The following is a 15,805-nucleotide window of genomic DNA, read 5'->3' as shown; positions in this document are numbered from 1 at the left end:
CCCCGTGCGGCGCACGCCCCCCGGGCCCGCGGATCGAACCGGGGGCGCGTGCGCCCGCCGCGATCGGCGGGAGCCGGACGGCCGTCTCAGCGAAGGGCGGTCAAGGTGGTGAGGGGGTTGTCCAGGAGACCGGCGAAGGCGAGTTCGGCGGCTCCGGCGAGCGTGGTGTCGTCGCCCAGGGCCGTCACGGCCAGGCGGACGCGTTCCCGCGACACCGGCAGCACGTGCGCGTCGATCCGGGCGCGGACGCGTGGCTCGGCGCCGGGGTAGACGTCGCGCAACATCCCGCCGAAGACCACGAGCGCCGGGTTGAACAGGTTGATGAGGTTGACGACGCCGACGCCGAGCCAGTCGCCGACGCGGTCGAGGGCGTCCCGCGCCCTGGCGTCACCGGCGCGGGCGAGGGCGACGACGGACCGGATGCCGTCGCGGCCGACCAGGTCGCCGGACCGTCCCGCGTAGTCGAGCAGCGCCTCCTCCCCCACCTCGGCCTCCAGGCAGCCGCGCGACCCGCACAGGCAGGGCCGGCCGTCGAAGGGGTTGACCAGCATGTGCCCGAGTTCGCAGCCGTAGCCCGTGTCGCCGTTCAGGAGTTCGCCGCCGACGATGATCCCGCCGCCGACGCCGACGTCCCCGTGCAGGTAGACGAGGTTGTCGACGTCTCGTCCCGCGCCGCGCACGTGCTCGGCGATCGCCCCCAGGTGGGCCTCGTTGCCCACCTCGACGGGCAGCCCGAGGCCGAGCCCGGCGCCGAGTTCCGCGCCGAACGCCTGGTCCACCCAGCCGAGGTGCGGCCCGTACCGCACGGCGCCGTCGGTGCGTCTGATCAGCCCGCAGTACGAGGCGCCGACCCCCACGCACAACGCGTCCGGCCCGGCCCCGGCGACCAGCTCGCGGCCGAAGGCGGCCAGCACCCCGACGACGTCCTCCAGGTCGACCCCGGCGCGGGCGCGCACGGCCTCCCTGCGGTCGAGGACCCGGCCGCCCAGCCCGACGCGGGCCGCGACCAGCCGGTCCACGGCGACGTCGAACGCCAGCCCGTACACCGTGCCCTGCTCGGGCATGACGACGATGGACGGCCGCCCCGCCCGCCCCCGCCCGGCGGGCACGCCCTCGCGGACGAGCCCGGCCGCGGCCAGCTCGGCGGTCAGGTCCATGATGGTGCTGCGGTTGAGCCCCATCAGGCGGCCGAGCGCCGCGCGCGACACCGCCCCTTCGTGGTGGACGCGCCGCAGCACCTCGCTCAGGTTCCGCTGCCGCACCTGCTCCTGCGTCCGCACGACCACCGCCGATCCCGCCATACCGTCACCCTAGGACCCGTCCTCACAGGATCACGGTCGTGCCGGAAGGCGCAAGGTGAAGGTGGTGCGCACGCCCGGGGTGCTGGCGGCCGTGGCGGTGCCGCCGTGCGCCTCGGCCAGGTCGCGGACGATGGCGAGGCCCAGGCCGCTGCCGCCGGTGCGGCGGTTGCGGGACTTCTCCGCCCGCCAGAACCGGTCGAAGACGTGCGGAAGGTGCTCGGCGCGGATGCCGATCCCCGTGTCGGTCACCTCGATGACCACGTGGTCGCCGTCCCGGCGGGCGCCCAGCGTGATGCGGCCGCCGGCCGGCGTGTAGCGCAGGGAGTTGGTGACGAGGTTGCCGACGGCCTGGCGGAGCCGTACGGGGTCGGCGGTCAGGGCGGGGGCGCCGATGACGCCGGTGGTCAGGGTGAGGCCGGCGGCCTCGGCGCGGCCTCGGTGGGCGGTGGCCACCTGGTCGAGGAGGTCGCCGAGGTGCACGGGTTCGAGGTGCAGGCGCAGTTTGCCCGCGTCGGCGAGGGCGAGGTCCTGGAGGTCGTCCACGATGTGCTGCAGCAGCAGGAGCTCCTCGACCAGGGAGGCGATCAGCGCGGGGTCCAGCTCGGCGACGCCGTCCTGCGCCGCCTCCAGCCAGCCCCTCAGGTTGCTCAGCGGGGTGCGCAGCTCGTGGGAGACGTCGCTGACCATGGCCTTGCGCTGCTCCTCCATGCGCTGGAGGTGCTCGGACATCTCGTTGAACGCCGTGGCCAGCTCGCTGATCTCGCCGGTCGTCCTGACCTGGACGCGGGCGGAGCTGTCCCCGTCGCGCATCCGCCGGGCGGCGTGGGTGAGCGCGTTGACCGGGCCGACCAGGCGCCTGGCCGCCATGACGCTGACGCCGACGGTCAGCACGAGCACGAGGAGAGCGGCGCCGGCGATCGAGGGCAGCGGGATGCGCGGGCCGGTGGCCTCGGCGGGGGAACCGATGTACAGGTAGGCGGCGGGGGCGACGTAGGGGTCGAGCTGTTCCTTGCGGGCCGCGACGATGCAGGAGGAGATCGTCTGGCCGGGTTCGGCGACCGCCGGACCCGGCCGTTTCTCCTTGGGAACCCAGGTGAAGTCGAGGCCGACCGAGCCGCGTTCCGCGCCCTTGCCCTTCAGACAGCTGCCGACCAGGAGGTTGAGCTGCTTCAACGCGGCCTTCTCGGTGCGCGTCGGCGTGTTGAAGGTGACGGCGTCGCAGGGGGCCTTCACCGCGGGGACCGGGCTCGGCTCCTGCGGGATCCCTTCGCCGGTCGTCGTCACGGACGGCCTGCCGGTGCGGGAGACGGTCGTCCGGACGGCCTGCCCGGTACGTCTCATGCAGGCGGCGTAGGCGTCGGCCGCCTTCCCCAGCCGGACCCGGTCACGGTCGGGCAGCAGGAAGGGGCCCACCGCGCGCGGATCGATGCGGTCCTCGGCCGCCCCCGGCACCAGCGTCACGTCCACGGCCAGCGGATCGACGACGGCCGACACCCTGGCGGGCAGCGGGGTCCCGGCGGCCGCCGAGTCCGCGATGAGGGCGCCCTTCTCGGTGGTCAGCGCGACGCGGCGGTTGTTGGCGGCGGCGAGGTCGCGGACGGTGGCGGCGACGCCGGACCAGTCGGGATGGCGGGCGGCGTAACCGAGCAGGCTGTTGTTGATCTGGGCGTCGCTGGCCAGCGTCTGGCCCTGCTCGCGCTGGATCGCGCCGGAGGTGCTGCTCGCGGCCAGCCACGCCGTCGCCGTGATCGAGCAGACCGCCACGACGGCCGAGCTGGTGAGCAGCCTGACGAACAGCGACCTCATGCCTGGGTCAGCTTGTAGCCGACGCCGTACACGGTCAGCAGCCGGGACGGGCGGCGCGGGTCGGGCTCGATCTTCTTGCGCAGGTTCATCACGTGCACGTCGACCGTGCGTTCGGTGATGAAGCGGTCGAAGCCGTGGACGCGCTCCAGCAGCTGCTTCCTGGTGAACACCCGTTCCGGCTCGGCGGCCAGCGTCTCGATGATCCGGAACTCGGCGAGCGTGCAGTCGACCGGCGTGCCCGCCACGGTGACGGTGTGTCTGACCGGGTCGACGACCAGGTCACCGGCCCGGAACAGCCGGCCGGCCTCCGGCGACCTGCCGGCGCGGCGCAGCAGCGTGCGCACGCGGGCCATCAGCTCGCGCGGGCTGTACGGCTTGGTCATGTAGTCGTCGGCGCCGAGGTCGAGCCCGAGCAGCAGGTCGTCCTCGGTGGACCTGGCGGTCAGCATCAGGATCGGCAGGTCGGACTCGGCGCGCAGCACCCGGCAGACGTCCAGCCCGTCGACCTTCGGCATCATCACGTCGAGCAGCACGAGGCCGGGGTCCCCCTGCCGGGCCTCGTCGATCGCCGAACGTCCGTCGTGCACGACGCGGACCTCGTGGCCCTCCCGCTCCAGGTAGCGCCTGAGCAGTTCGGCCTGCTTGGGGTCGTCCTCGGCGACCAGTACGTACGCGCACATGGCCCGAGGTTATGCGCACTCCGCGAGTGCATACGGGATCCGCATGACAGGCAAACAGGTTCCACACATTCTGCCGCCAGGCTGCGCCGGGTGAGAACCAACCTGCTTCGTACGGCCGCGGCGACGGCACTCGCCCTCCTGACTGCGGGCTGCGCGGGCAGCGCGGACAGCGCCGTACGGCCCGCGGGCGCCACGGCGGCCACCCCGGCGAGCACCACGGCGAGCAGCGCCGCGCGCACCGAGCCGGCGGGCGGCGCCGGAGCGAAGATCGCGGGCGTCAGGGGAGCCCGGATCACGATCTACCGCGACAAGAAGGGCGCGCCCCAGAGGACGATCACCAGTCCCAACGACTACGGCGCGACGCGCGTCTTCCTGGTGGACCGCGACGAGGGCGACTGGCTCCGGGTGCTGCTGCCGATCCGGCCCAACGGCAGCAAGGGCTGGATCAAGGCCGCCGACGTGACGCTCGCGGAGACCTCCCACCGCGTGGAGATCGACCGCGGGGCGTTCCGCTTCACGGTCTACGACGGCGACCGGCCCGTCAGGACGGGCAGGGTCGCGACCGGCGAGGCCGGGACGCCGACGCCGCCGGGCCGCTACTTCTTCACCGAGCTGGTGAGGCCCACCGGTGACGGCGGGGCCTACGGCGCCTACGCGTTCGGGCTGAGCGGCTTCTCGCCGGTGCTGAAGAGCTTCGCCGGCGGCCCCGGCCAGCTGGCGATCCACGGGACTAACAAGCCTTCCGCCATCGGCACGCGGGCCAGCCACGGCTGCGTCCGGGTCAGCAATGACGACATCACCTGGATGGCGAAGAACCTGGCGATCGGCACTCCGGTCGTCGTCAAGGGCTGAGGCCCTGCTCGAAGGATGAGAGGAACCCTATGAAGATCAGAACCATGCTCGTCGGCGGCGTCGCGGCGCTGGCCCTCGCGGCGGGTCTCGCCGGGCTGTCGGGGACGGCCTCGGCCGAGCCCAAGAAGCCCGCCGCGGTGCCCGCCGCAGTGCCCGCCGCTGTGCCCGCCGCTGTGCCCGCCGCTGTGCCCGCAGCCGTGCCCGCCGGGGGCCCCTCCGCGGCGCCCTCCCCGGTGCCCGCCGAAGGCCGGCCCACGGTGGAGCAGACGGCGGGGCCGAAGGAGCCGGTCGCCGTCAAGCCGCGTTACACCGGCTGATCACGACACGTCGCAGCACGACACGTCCCAGCACGACACGTCGCAGCCGCGTGACGTCCCTCCGCTCCTGCCCGTCGGCCGCGTCCGCGGCCTGGCCATCACGGGCGGGAGCAGGGCCCGGACGCCGCGGCGCCACGTGCGGGCGGCGAGCGGGACGGCCACGCCGTCCCTGACCACGCACATCACGGCGTCCGTGACACCGCGGTCTCGCGTGCGGCGGCCGCGCCGTCCCTGACCGCGCGCACCACGGCGTCCGTGACGCCGCCCCTCCCCCGCCGGGGTCTGCCCCCGGCGGGGGCTTTCCTTTCAAGCCCTCTCGTGCGCCGACGCCCCGAGGGCCGGGCCTTTCCCGTCGCGCTCCCCACCTCACCGTCCCGTGAGGTCGCGCGACGGATGTGCTTGCCCGTCCACGGTTTTCGCGCCTTTCAACCCCGATTGCGGGACCGCCCCGGCGAAGAGGATCATGTCGGTGTGGCGTTCCGGAGCAGTGGCGAGAAGGCCGCACTCCTCGCCCACGTCCGGAGCCCGGGGTTTGCCTGTCGCCGGTCCAGGAGGTTCGCGCGCTCCGGCCGACGCCGGGCGCCGGGACGTCGCTGACCGCCTGCCGAGCCGTCCGGCCGCCACCGGCCGATGACGCCCCTCCTGCAAGCAAGATCATGGCAGGTTCCAAGTCAGCGGCAAGCCGGGTCACCGATCCTGTTGCGCGGACGACCATGGGCGAAAGGAGCACGTAACCGCAGACCCCGACATTTGCCGCGAAAGCCCCCCGCCACCCCCGCGACCGCGCGACACTGAACCGCCCGCACGAACCCGCACGACCCCACGCGCCCAGCGACGACCTCGCCCGGGCTCGCGTGCGTCCCCGAGGAACGGGCTGTTCCGGACCGCCCACCCGGGCACGTTTGATCTTTGCTGGAAAGAGGACACATGACTACGGATGTGACGGGCGCGAACCGCCCTCCCACCGACTCGCCGGGACGCCTCCACGAGGCCCTGGAGGCGCAGTGCCGGCGGACACCCGATCGCCTCGCCGTCGTCGCGGGCACGAGCCGGATGACCTACGCCGAGCTCGACCGCAGGGCCAACGGGATCGCCAACGCCCTGGCCGCGCGGGGTGTGGCACGCGGCGACCTGGTGGGCATCTGCCTCGACCGCGACGAGTGGCTGGTGCCCGCGCTGATCGGGGTGCTCAAGGCGGGCGCGGCCTACGTGCCGCTGGACCCGGCCTACCCGGCCGAGCGCTTACGTTTCATGGCCGAGGACGCCGCCATGACCGCGGTGGTCACCTCGGCGGCGCGGCGCGAGACCGCGGCGCCGACCGGCGCGGACACCGTGCTCGTCGACGACGTGACGCCCGCCGCGCACGGGCCGCGGGTGCCCGGCGAACCGGGCGACGCCGCGTACGTCATCTACACCTCCGGTTCCACCGGCCGTCCCAAGGGCGTGGTCGTGGAGCACCGCAACACCCTCAACCTGGTGCGCTGGGAGGCGTCCGCCTACACCGCCGAGGAGCTGAGCGGCATGCTCGCCGGCTCCTCCATCTGCTTCGACGCCTCGATCACCCAGATCTTCACGCCGCTGTTCGCGGGCGGGACCGTGATCATGGCGGACAACGTGCTGGCGCTGCCCACGCTGCCCGCCCGCGACGAGGTGCGCACGGTCTTCGGCGTCCCGTCCGCGCTGTCGGTGCTGCTGCGCGAGCCGCTGCCGGACGGCGTGCGCATGGTGCTGTCCGGCGGCGAGCGGCTGACCGCCGCGCTGGTCGCGCGCGTGTACGCCAACCCCGGCGTGCGCCGCGTGCTCAACATGTACGGCCCCACCGAGTGCACCACCGGCTCCACCCTGTTCGAGGTGAGCCGCGACCACCAGGGCGACCCGCCGCTGGGCGGGCCGATGGCGGGCGCGCTGCTCAGCGTGCGCGACGCCGACGGCAGGCCGGTCCCCGACGGCGAGGTCGGCGAGTTGTGGATCGGCGGGCCGAACGTGACCCGCGGCTACCTGGGCCACGACTCGCAGGCGTTCGGCACCGACCCGGACGGCACCCGCGTCTACCGCACCGGCGACCTGGTCCGATGGGTGGACGGCGAGCTGCGCTACGTGGGCCGCGCCGACGACCAGGTCAAGATCCGCGGCTACCGGGTGGAGCTGGGCGAGGTCGAGTCCGCGCTGGACCGCCATCCCGCGGTGCGCCGCGCCGTCGTCCTGGCGCACACCGACGACGACGGCATCGCCTACCTCGTCGCGCACGTGGCCGCCTCCGGCGTGAGCGAGCCCGAGCTGCGCGACTGGCTGCGTGACCGGCTGCCCGACCACCTGGTCCCGGCCAGGATCGGCGTGACCGGCGACCTGCCGATCGCCCCCACCGGCAAGGTGGACCGCGCGGCCCTGCCCAAGCTGGGCGCCGCCCGGACGGGGACCGCGGCGCCGGTCGCGCCCCGGACGGACGACGAGCGCCAGGTGGCCGAGGTGATCGCGAACGTGCTGGGCCTGCCGGAGGTGGGGGTGCACGACCGGTTCGCCGACCTGGGCGGGCACTCGCTGGCCGCCGCCCGGGTGGTGACCGAGCTGTCCCGGCGGCTCGGGCACACCGTGCCGCTGGCGACGTTCCTGACCGAGCCGACCGCGGCCGGGCTGGCGGCGCGCCTGCGCGAGCCGGGATCGGCGCCGGTGCGGCGGACCGGCCGGACCCGGCACCCGCTCACCGCCGCGCAACGCGAGTTCTGGACGTTGCGCCAGCTCCACCCGCACAGCCCGGTCACCACCGTGTCGATCCGGCTGCGCGTGCGCGGCCTGAGCGGGAGCGCGCCGCTGCGCCGGGCGCTGGACGCGGTCCTGCGCCGGCACGAGGCCCTGCGCAGCACGGTCTCCGTCGGCGAGGACGGCGTCCCGTACGCGGTCGTGCACCCGCCCGTCGCCGTCCCCCTGGTCGAGCATCCGGCGGGCGCGGACCCGGTGAAGGTGGCCCGGGCCGCGGTGGAGCACGTGTTCGACGTGACGACCGAGGTGCCGTTGCTGCGCGCGAGCCTGTGCCCCGTCGGAGAGGGCGTGGCCGAGCTGGTGCTCGTGACGGACCACATCGCCTTCGACGGCGGTTCGACCGGCGTGCTGATGGACGAGCTGGCCGCCGAGCTGGCGGGCGAGCCCGTCCCCGAGCCGGCGGTGCAGCTCGGCGACGTGGCGGTGCGCGAGCAGGAGGACCGGCCCGACCTCGCGCGGCTGCGGGAGTTCTGGCGCGGCGAGCTGGCGGGGGCGCCGGTGGCGGGGCCGCCGCCCGGCGACCTGACGACGTGCCGGGTGATCAGGCCGCTCACCGAGGAGTTCACGGACGGCGTGGCCGCGCTGGCCCGCGCGTGCGGCGCGACGCCGTACGCGGTCTACCTGGCCGCGCTCGCCCTGGTCGCCGGGGAGCCGGACACGCTGGTCGGCATGGTCGCGGCGCGGCGCGCCCGGCCGGAGCTGGCCCGGGTCGTCGGGCCGCTGATCGACACCGTGCCGGTGCGGCTGCGGCCGGACGCCGCGCCGACCTTCCGCGACCTGGTCCGGCAGGCCGGGCAGGCCGCCACGCGGGCGCTGGTCCACCAGGAGGTCCCGCCCGCCGACGTGCCCCGCGCCCCGGTGCTGCTGGCCATGCAGCACGCCGAGGTGCCGGTGCGCGCCGGCTGCCTCGAACTGCTGACCGAGATCGGTCCGGGCGCGGCGGTCCACGAGTTCAGCGTGCTCGTCAACCGCACGGCCGCCGGCGCCGAGCTGCACCTGGAGTACGCGGTCGCGCTGCTCGGCCGGGAGGCGGCCGGGGCGTACCTGGACCGGCTGCTGTGGCTGCTGCGCCGCGTGGTGGCCGAGCCGGACCTGGCGATCGCCACGTTCGAGCCGGTCACCCCGGACGAACGCGCCGCGCTGCTGGCCCGCGCGGCCGGCCCGCTGCTGCCGGACGACCTGCCGCCGGTGCCGCTGTCGCTCGCCGCACACGCCACCGGCACAGCGGGCGGGGCGGGCAGGGCGGTGGTCGGCCCGGACGGCGTCACCCTGAGCCACGCCGAGCTGAACGACCGCGCCGACCGGATCGCGGCCGGGCTGCTGGCGCACGGCGTGTCGCGCGGCGACGTGGTCGGCGTCCACGTGCCGCGGGACGAGATGTTGCCCGCGGCGCTGCTGGGCGTGTGGCGGGCGGGTGCGGCGTACCTGCCGCTGGACCCGGAACACCCGGCCGAGCGGCTGCGCCTGCTGGCCGCGGACGCGGGCGCCCGCGTGGTCCTCACCCGCGGCCAGACGCCCCTGGAGACGGCGCCCGGCGAGGACGGGCCGGTGCCTCTCGACGCGGACCGGCTCGCGGCCGGCCCCCGCGCGGACCTTCCCGAGGTGCGCGCCGAGGACCTGGCGTACGTCACCTACACCTCCGGCTCCACCGGCACGCCCAAGGGGGTCGAGGTCACCCACGGCGCCCTGGCCGCCCTCGTGGCCGGCATGATCTCGACGCTCCGCCTCGGCCCGGCCGACGTGCAGCCCGCGGTCGCGCCGCTGAGCTTCGACGTCTCCGCCTCCGAGCTGTGGAGCGTCCTGGCCGCCGGCGGCACGTCCGTGGTGGTGGACAGGGCCACGGCCACCGACGGGCACGCGCTGGCGGAGCTGATCGCCACCAGCGCGGCCACGGTGGTCGACCTGGTGCCGACCGCGTACCGGATGCTGATCGCGGCCGGCTGGGCGGGTGACCCCGCGCTGCGCGCCGTCGCCGGCGGGGAGGCGCTGGACCCGGCGCTGGCCGAGCAGGTCCTGCTGCGCGTCGGCGAGTTGTGGAACGCCTACGGGCCCACCGAGACCACCGTCACCTCCCTGCTGCACCGGGTGCGCGCGCACGAGGGCGACCGGGTGCCGATCGGGTCGCCGATGCCGGGCGAGCGGGCGTACGTGGTCGACGCGCGGCTGCGGCTGGTGCCGCCGGGCGCGGTCGGCGAGCTGCTGCTAGGCGGCGCCGGGGTGGCCCGCGGTTACCGGGACCGTCCGGACCTGACCGCGGCCGCCTTCGTCGCCGACCCGTTCGCGCCGGACGGCCGCTGCTACCGCACCGGCGACCTGGCTCGCTGGCGGCCGGACGGCACGCTGGAGTTCCACGGCCGCCGCGACCACCAGGTGAAGGTCCGCGGCTACCGGATCGAGCTGGGCGAGGTCGAGGCCGTGCTGCGCGAGGTCGCCGAGGCCGCGGTGACCGTGGCGGGCACGGACGCGCAGGCCCACCTGGTCGGCTACGTCGCGCCGGAGACGGCGGACCTGGCCGCGGTCGAGCGGCACGCCCGGTCCCGGCTGCCCGGCCACATGGTGCCGCGCCGCTGGGTCGTGCTGCCGGCCCTGCCCACGCTGCCGAGCGGCAAGGTCGACCGCCACGCGCTGCCCGAGCCGGACACCGGCCCGGCCCCGGCGCGGGTCGAACCCGCCACCGAGGCCGAGCTCCTGGTGGCCGCCGTCTGGGCCGAGGTGCTCGAACGGCCCGAGGTGTGGGCCGGCGACGACTTCTTCGCCCTCGGCGGAGCCTCCTTCGCCGCGACCAGGGTGGCCGCCCGCCTGCGCGAGATGTTGCAGCTCACCGTGCCCGTGCGGTTGGTGTTCGACCGGCCGGTGCTGGCCGACTTCGCCGCCGCGCTGGAGGAACTGCTGGCCGCCGACCTGATGGAGGGGAACGAGGGATGACCGAGGTACGTGAGGACCGGATCGCCGAACTTGTCCGGTCCAGGCTCGCCGCCGCCCTGAAGCAGAAGGAGCAGGCCGCCGTCCCCCGGATCCCGGCGACGTCGGCCGCGGACATGCCGCTGTCGCCGGCGCAGGAGCGGCTGTGGTTCCTGGCCCAGCTCGAACCCGGCACACCCGCCTACAACGTGCCGCTGACGCTGCGGCTGCGCGGCCCGGTGGACGTCGCCGCCCTCACCGGCGCGGTGGCCGACCTGGCCGAGCGGCACTGGATCCTGCGCGGCGTCATCGAGGACGGACGCGTGCGGCCCGTCGCCGCCGTGCCGGTGCCCGTGGTCGACCTGTCGGACGCGGGCCCGGCGGAGCTCGAACGGAAGCTGGCCGAACACGCCTGGCGGCCGTTCCGGCTGGACGCCGAGCCGCCCCTGCGGGCCACGCTCTACCGGCTCGGCGACGAGGAGTGCGTGCTCGCGCTCACCCTGCACCACATCGCCACCGACGCCTGGTCGGAACGCGTGCTGCTGGACGATCTCGCCCACCTGTACGCCGCCCGCCTCGGCCTGGAGCCGCCCCCCGCTCCCCCGGCCCTGCAGTACGCGGACGTCGCCGCGTGGGAGGCCGGGCGGCCCGACGCCGACCTCGACTGGTGGGCCGCTCGCCTGGCGGGCCTGCCGCCGGTGCTCGACCTGCCGCTCGCCCGCCCGCGCCCGGCCGTCCCCACCTGGGAGGGGGCGGCGGTCGCGGTGGAGGTGCCCGAGGCGTTGTCGGCGAAGGTGCGCGCGGTGGCCGGGACGTCGCCGTTCATGGTGTTCCTGGCCGGGCTGCAGGCGCTGCTGAGCCGCCTGTCCGGCGTGGACGACATCGCCGTCGGCGTGCCGCACGCGGGCCGCCACCACCCCGACGCCGAGCGGGTCGTCGGCTGTTTCATCAACACGCTGGTGGTGCGCGGCGACACCTCGGGCGACCCGACCGGCGCCGAGCTGCTGGCGCGGGCGCGCACGGCGGCGCTGGACGCGTTCGCGCACGCCGGCACGCCGTTCGAGCGGATCGTGGAGCGCCTGCAGCCGGAGCGGAACCTCGCGGTCACGCCGCTGTTCCAGGTGATGCTCAACGTCTACGACACCGGCACGCCGCCGTCGCTGCCGGGGCTGGCGGTCGAGACCGGGACGCCGCCCGCGCCGACCGCCAAGTTCGACCTGAACCTGGAGCTCGGCGACGACGGCACCCGCTTCTCGGGCGAGTTACGCTTCCGCACCGACCTGTTCGACGAGGCCACCGTGCGCCGGCTCGCCGGCTGGTACCTGGAGCTGCTGGACGGCATGCTCACCGACCCCGGCGCGCCGGTGCGGCTGCCGGCCGGCGACGACCTGCGCGGCCGGGACGCCGTCCTGCCCGTGGACGTGCCGCTGCACACGCTGGTCGAGCGCATGGCCGACGCCCGTCCCGACGCGGTCGCGGTCGGCCCGCTCAGCTACGCGGAGCTGGACCGCCGCGCCAACCAGGTGGCCCACTGGCTGCTGGAGAACGGGGTGCGGCCGCAGGAGCCGGTCGGCGTGCTGCTGGAGCGGCGGCCGGAGCTGGTGGTCGCCATGCTCGGCGTGCTCAAGGCGGGCGCCGCCTACCTGCCGCTCGACCCGGTCTACCCGGAGCGGCGCAACCAGGCGGTGGTGGCCGACGCCGGAGCGCGGATCGTGCTCACCGGCGCCGAGCTCGCCGCCGCGGCGGAGGCGTCCGGCGAGCGTCCCGGCGTGGCGGTGCGGCCCGAGCACCTGGCGTACGTGATCTACACCTCGGGCTCGACCGGGCGGCCGAAGGGCGTCGCGGTCGAGCACCGGCACATCACGCACTACCTCGGCGCGGTGGCCGAGGTCCTCCCCGCGGGGCTGACGTCGTTCGCGCTGGTCTCCACCGCCGCCGCCGACCTGGGCATGACGAACGTGTGGTGCGCGCTGACCACGGGCGCCGCCCTCCACCTGATCGACCACGAGACGGCCACCGACCCGGCCGCGTTCGCCGCCCGCCTGGCGGCGCACCCGGTGGACGCGATCAAGATGGTGCCCAGCCAGCTCGAACTCCTCGGCACGGCCGCCCTGCCCGGCAGGCTGCTGATCCTGGCCGGCGAGGCGGTGCCGGCGGACCTCGTCGCGCGGGTGCGGGCGGCGCGGCCGGACCTGGAGGTGCAGATCCACTACGGCCCCACCGAGACCACGGTGTCGGTGCTGGCCTGCGACGCGGGCGAGGCACTGGCCGAGCTGGGTCCGGGCCGGGCCCCGCTGGGCCGCCCGCTGGCCGACGTGGTGTGCCGGGTGGCCGACCCGTCCGGACGGGCGTTGCCGCCCGGCGTGCCCGGTGAGCTGTGGATCGGCGGGCCGAGCGTGGCCCGCGGCTACCTGGGCCGTCCCGACCTCACCGCGGAGCGTTTCACCGGCGGCTGGTACCGCACCGGCGACCGGGTCCGGGTGACCGGTACCGGGCTGATCGAGTTCCTGGGACGCATCGACGACCAGGTGAAGGTGCGCGGCTTCCGCGTCGAGCTGGGCGAGGTCGTCGCGGCGTTGCGGGCTCTGCCGCAGGTCGCGGAGGCGTACGTGCAGCCGGTCGGCGACGGACTGGAGCGCCGCCTGGCCGCCTGGGTGACGCCCGCGACCGTGGAGGCCGCGGCCGTGCGCTCGGCGCTGCGCGAGCGGTTGCCCGACTACATGGTGCCGGCCGCGATCGGCGTGCTGGAGGCGTTGCCGCTCACGCCGAACGGCAAGGTGGACCGGGCGGCGCTGCCCGTGCCCGAGGCGGCGCCCGCGGTGCGGGTGCCGCTGGGCACGCCCGCCGAGCGCCTGGTCGGCGAGGTCTGGGCCGACGTGCTCGAACTCGCCGAGGTGTGGGCGGACGACGACTTCTTCGCCCTCGGCGGGCACTCGTTCGCCGCGACCCGGGTGGCCGGGCGGCTGCGGGAGCGGCTGGGCGCGGCGGTGCCGGTGCGGCTGCTGTTCGAGCACCCGGTGCTGGCCGACCTGGCCGCCGCGCTGCCCCGTCCGGCCGCTGCGGCGCGCGTGCGGCGCGCGCCGGCGGACGGGCCGGTGCCGCTGTCCGGGGTGCAGGCCAGGCTGTGGTTCCTGGCGCAGCTCGAACCGGACAGCAGCGCCTACAACGTGCCGGTGGCGCTGCGGCTGCGCGGCCCGCTGCGCGCGGAGGCGCTGCTGGACGCGGTGCGCGACCTGGCCGAACGGCACCACGTGCTGCGCGGCGTGGTCGACGACTCCGGCCCCGAGCCGGTCATGGTGGTGCGGGACGCCGCCGAGGTGCCCGTCTCCACCGCGCGCGTGGACCGGTCCGAGGTCGAGGACGTGCTGGCCGGGCACCTGGCGACGCCGTTCGCGCTGGACCGCGAGCCGCCGATGCGGGCGGTGCTGCTCGCCGTCGGCGATCCTGGGCACGACGACGAGCACGTGCTCTCGCTCACCTTCCACCACATCGCCACCGACGCGTGGACGCGCGGGCTGCTGCTGTCTGAGCTGTCCGGCCTGTACGCCGCCCGCCTGGGCCTGCGCCCGCCGCTCGACCCGCCCCCGGCGCAGTACGCCGAGGTGTCGCCGGTCCCCGACCCGGCCGACCTGGACTGGTGGGCCGGGCACCTGGACGGCCTGCCGCCGGTGCTCGACCTGCCCACCGACCGGCCGCGACCCGCGGTGCCCGACCCGGGCGGAGCCGCGCTCGACCTGGAGCTCCCGGCGGAGCTGAGCGAGCGGATCAGGACGGTGGCCGCCGCCTACCGGTCCACGCCGTTCATCGTGCTGCTGGCCGGGTTGCAGGCGCTGCTGGCCCGGCTGTCGGCGAGCGCGGACATCGCGGTCGGCGTGCCGGTCTCCGGACGCGACCACCCGGACACCGAAGGCGTGGTGGGCTGCTTCCTCAACACCGTGGTCGTGCGGACCGACGTGGGCGGCGACCCGACCGGGCGCGACCTGCTGGCCCGCGCGCGGGAGTCCGCGCTGGGCGCGCTCGCGCACGCGGGCACGCCGTTCGACCGGGTGGTGGACCGGCTGCGGCCGGAGCGGAACCTGGCGGCCACGCCGCTGTTCCAGGTGATGCTCAACTACGTCCCCGGCGTGGCCGGGGCGGAGCTGCCCGGCCTGGAGGCGTCCGAGATCCACCTGCCGGAGCTGACCACCAAGTTCGACCTGAGCTGGCACGTCGTGGACGACGGGCCGGGCGCGCCGCTGCGCGGCGGCCTCGCCTACCGGATCGACCTCTTCGAACCGGGCACCGCGGCCAAGCTGACCCGCTGGTACGCCGCCCTGCTCGACGGGCTGCTCGCCGACCTGGACGCGCCGGTGGGCGCGGTGCCGCTGGAGCCGGTGACCGGCCCGGCGCTGGCCGGCGGGCCGCCGCCGGAGCCGCCCGCCGGGGCGGTGCACCACCTGATCGAACGCTGGGTGGACGAGACCCCCGGCGCGCCGGCCGTGGTGGGCGCCGACCGCGCCCTGACCTACGCGGAGCTGGAGTCGGCCGCCAACCGCATCGCGCACTGGCTGATCCAAGCCGGGGTGAGCGCCGACGAGCCGGTCGGCGTGCTGCTGGAGCCGGGGGCGGACCTGGCGTGCGCGTTGTTCGGCATCCAGAAGTCGGGCGGCGGCTACCTGCCGATGGACCCGGCGTACCCGGCGGCGCGGATCGCCGCGATGCTGGAGGCCGCCGGGGTGCGCGCCGTGGTGACGGTGAGCGAGTTCGCGCCCCTGATCGGGGACGGCAGGCGGGTGCTGGCGCTGGACCGGCCGCCGTCCCTGCCGGACACCCGGCCCCGGGTGGACGTGCTGCCGGAGCACCTGCACCACGTGATCTTCACGTCGGGGTCCACCGGCACGCCCAAGGCGGTGGCCGCCGAGCACGGCGGCGTCCTGAACTACCTGGGCGGCATGCTGCCGCGCATCGGCGTGCCCGGCGGCTCCTTCGCCGTGGTCTCAACACCGGCCGCCGACTTCGGCCTGACCTGCGTGTTCGGTGCGCTGACCACCGGCGGGACGGTGCACCTGGTGCCGCGGGAGACCGCGATGGACCCGGCCGCGTTCGCCGGCTACCTGGCCGAGCACCGGGTGGACGTCGTCAAGTGCGTCCCGAGCCACCTGGAGCTGCTGGCCTCGGGCGGCGACCTGGCCGCCGTGCTGCCGGGCCGGCT

The 15,805-nt window shown here is 75.7% G+C and carries 8 protein-coding genes; 4 read left to right on the top strand and 4 right to left on the bottom strand.

The annotated features are described in order from the left end of the window. Positions 1-86: 86 nt before the first annotated feature. Genes AB0J76_RS36580 through AB0J76_RS36570 form a run of 3 tightly spaced genes read right to left on the bottom strand, consistent with a single transcriptional unit; the run spans position 87 to position 3,787 of the window. The gene (locus tag AB0J76_RS36580) at positions 87-1,301 is read right to left on the bottom strand and encodes an ROK family transcriptional regulator (RefSeq protein ID WP_352327661.1); all 1,215 of its coding nucleotides are present in this window, start codon (positions 1,299-1,301) and stop codon (positions 87-89) included. A 30-nt stretch (positions 1,302-1,331) separates the two neighbouring features. Further along, a complete protein-coding gene (locus AB0J76_RS36575) occupies positions 1,332-3,107 on the bottom strand; it encodes an ATP-binding protein (protein ID WP_364392268.1) in 1,776 nt (591 codons plus the stop codon). After that, positions 3,104-3,787 (bottom strand): response regulator transcription factor, encoded by a 684-nt coding sequence (locus tag AB0J76_RS36570; RefSeq protein ID WP_352330464.1) that lies wholly within the window; start codon positions 3,785-3,787, stop codon positions 3,104-3,106. The genes AB0J76_RS36575 and AB0J76_RS36570 overlap by 4 nt, the downstream gene beginning before the upstream one ends. Before the next feature lie 90 nt (positions 3,788-3,877). Here AB0J76_RS36570 and AB0J76_RS36565 point away from each other — a divergent pair, with 90 nt between their 5' ends. Continuing rightward, on the top strand, positions 3,878-4,639 hold the full coding sequence (locus AB0J76_RS36565; protein ID WP_352330463.1) for a L,D-transpeptidase: 762 nt from the start codon (positions 3,878-3,880) through the stop codon (positions 4,637-4,639). A gap of 29 nt (positions 4,640-4,668) precedes the next feature. After that, positions 4,669-4,956: a hypothetical protein gene (locus AB0J76_RS36560; protein ID WP_352330461.1), complete on the top strand. Its 288-nt coding sequence runs from the start codon at positions 4,669-4,671 to the stop codon at positions 4,954-4,956. Here AB0J76_RS36560 and AB0J76_RS36555 read toward each other — a convergent pair whose 3' ends face one another. Continuing rightward, positions 4,957-5,139: a hypothetical protein gene (locus AB0J76_RS36555; protein ID WP_364392263.1), complete on the bottom strand. Its 183-nt coding sequence runs from the start codon at positions 5,137-5,139 to the stop codon at positions 4,957-4,959. Between the two features lie 744 nt (positions 5,140-5,883). On the opposite strand from AB0J76_RS36555, the gene AB0J76_RS36550 reads away from it, so the two are divergent. Continuing rightward, positions 5,884-10,638: an amino acid adenylation domain-containing protein gene (locus AB0J76_RS36550; RefSeq protein WP_352329140.1), complete on the top strand. Its 4,755-nt coding sequence runs from the start codon at positions 5,884-5,886 to the stop codon at positions 10,636-10,638. Further along, the coding region (locus tag AB0J76_RS36545; protein WP_364392260.1) for an amino acid adenylation domain-containing protein at positions 10,635-15,805 on the top strand (5,171 nt) is incomplete at its 3' end. The genes AB0J76_RS36550 and AB0J76_RS36545, both read left to right, overlap by 4 nt.

Source organism: Nonomuraea sp. NPDC049624, assembly GCF_040675255.1.
Taxonomy (GTDB): Bacteria; Actinomycetota; Actinomycetes; order Streptosporangiales; family Streptosporangiaceae; genus Nonomuraea.
This window is presented reverse-complemented; position numbering and strand designations above follow the sequence as displayed.

What these genes read in the sequence shown, in the direction of transcription:
- AB0J76_RS36580 (WP_352327661.1), bottom strand. Translation starts at nt 1,301, where the DNA reads ATGGCGGGATCGGCGGTGGTCGTGCGGACGCAGGAGCAGGTGCGGCAG.
- AB0J76_RS36560 (WP_352330461.1), top strand. Translation starts at nt 4,669, where the DNA reads ATGAAGATCAGAACCATGCTCGTCGGCGGCGTCGCGGCGCTGGCCCTC.
- AB0J76_RS36570 (WP_352330464.1), bottom strand. Translation starts at nt 3,787, where the DNA reads ATGTGCGCGTACGTACTGGTCGCCGAGGACGACCCCAAGCAGGCCGAA.
- AB0J76_RS36550 (WP_352329140.1), top strand. Translation starts at nt 5,884, where the DNA reads ATGACTACGGATGTGACGGGCGCGAACCGCCCTCCCACCGACTCGCCG.
- AB0J76_RS36575 (WP_364392268.1), bottom strand. Translation starts at nt 3,107, where the DNA reads ATGAGGTCGCTGTTCGTCAGGCTGCTCACCAGCTCGGCCGTCGTGGCG.
- AB0J76_RS36555 (WP_364392263.1), bottom strand. Translation starts at nt 5,139, where the DNA reads ATGTGCGTGGTCAGGGACGGCGTGGCCGTCCCGCTCGCCGCCCGCACG.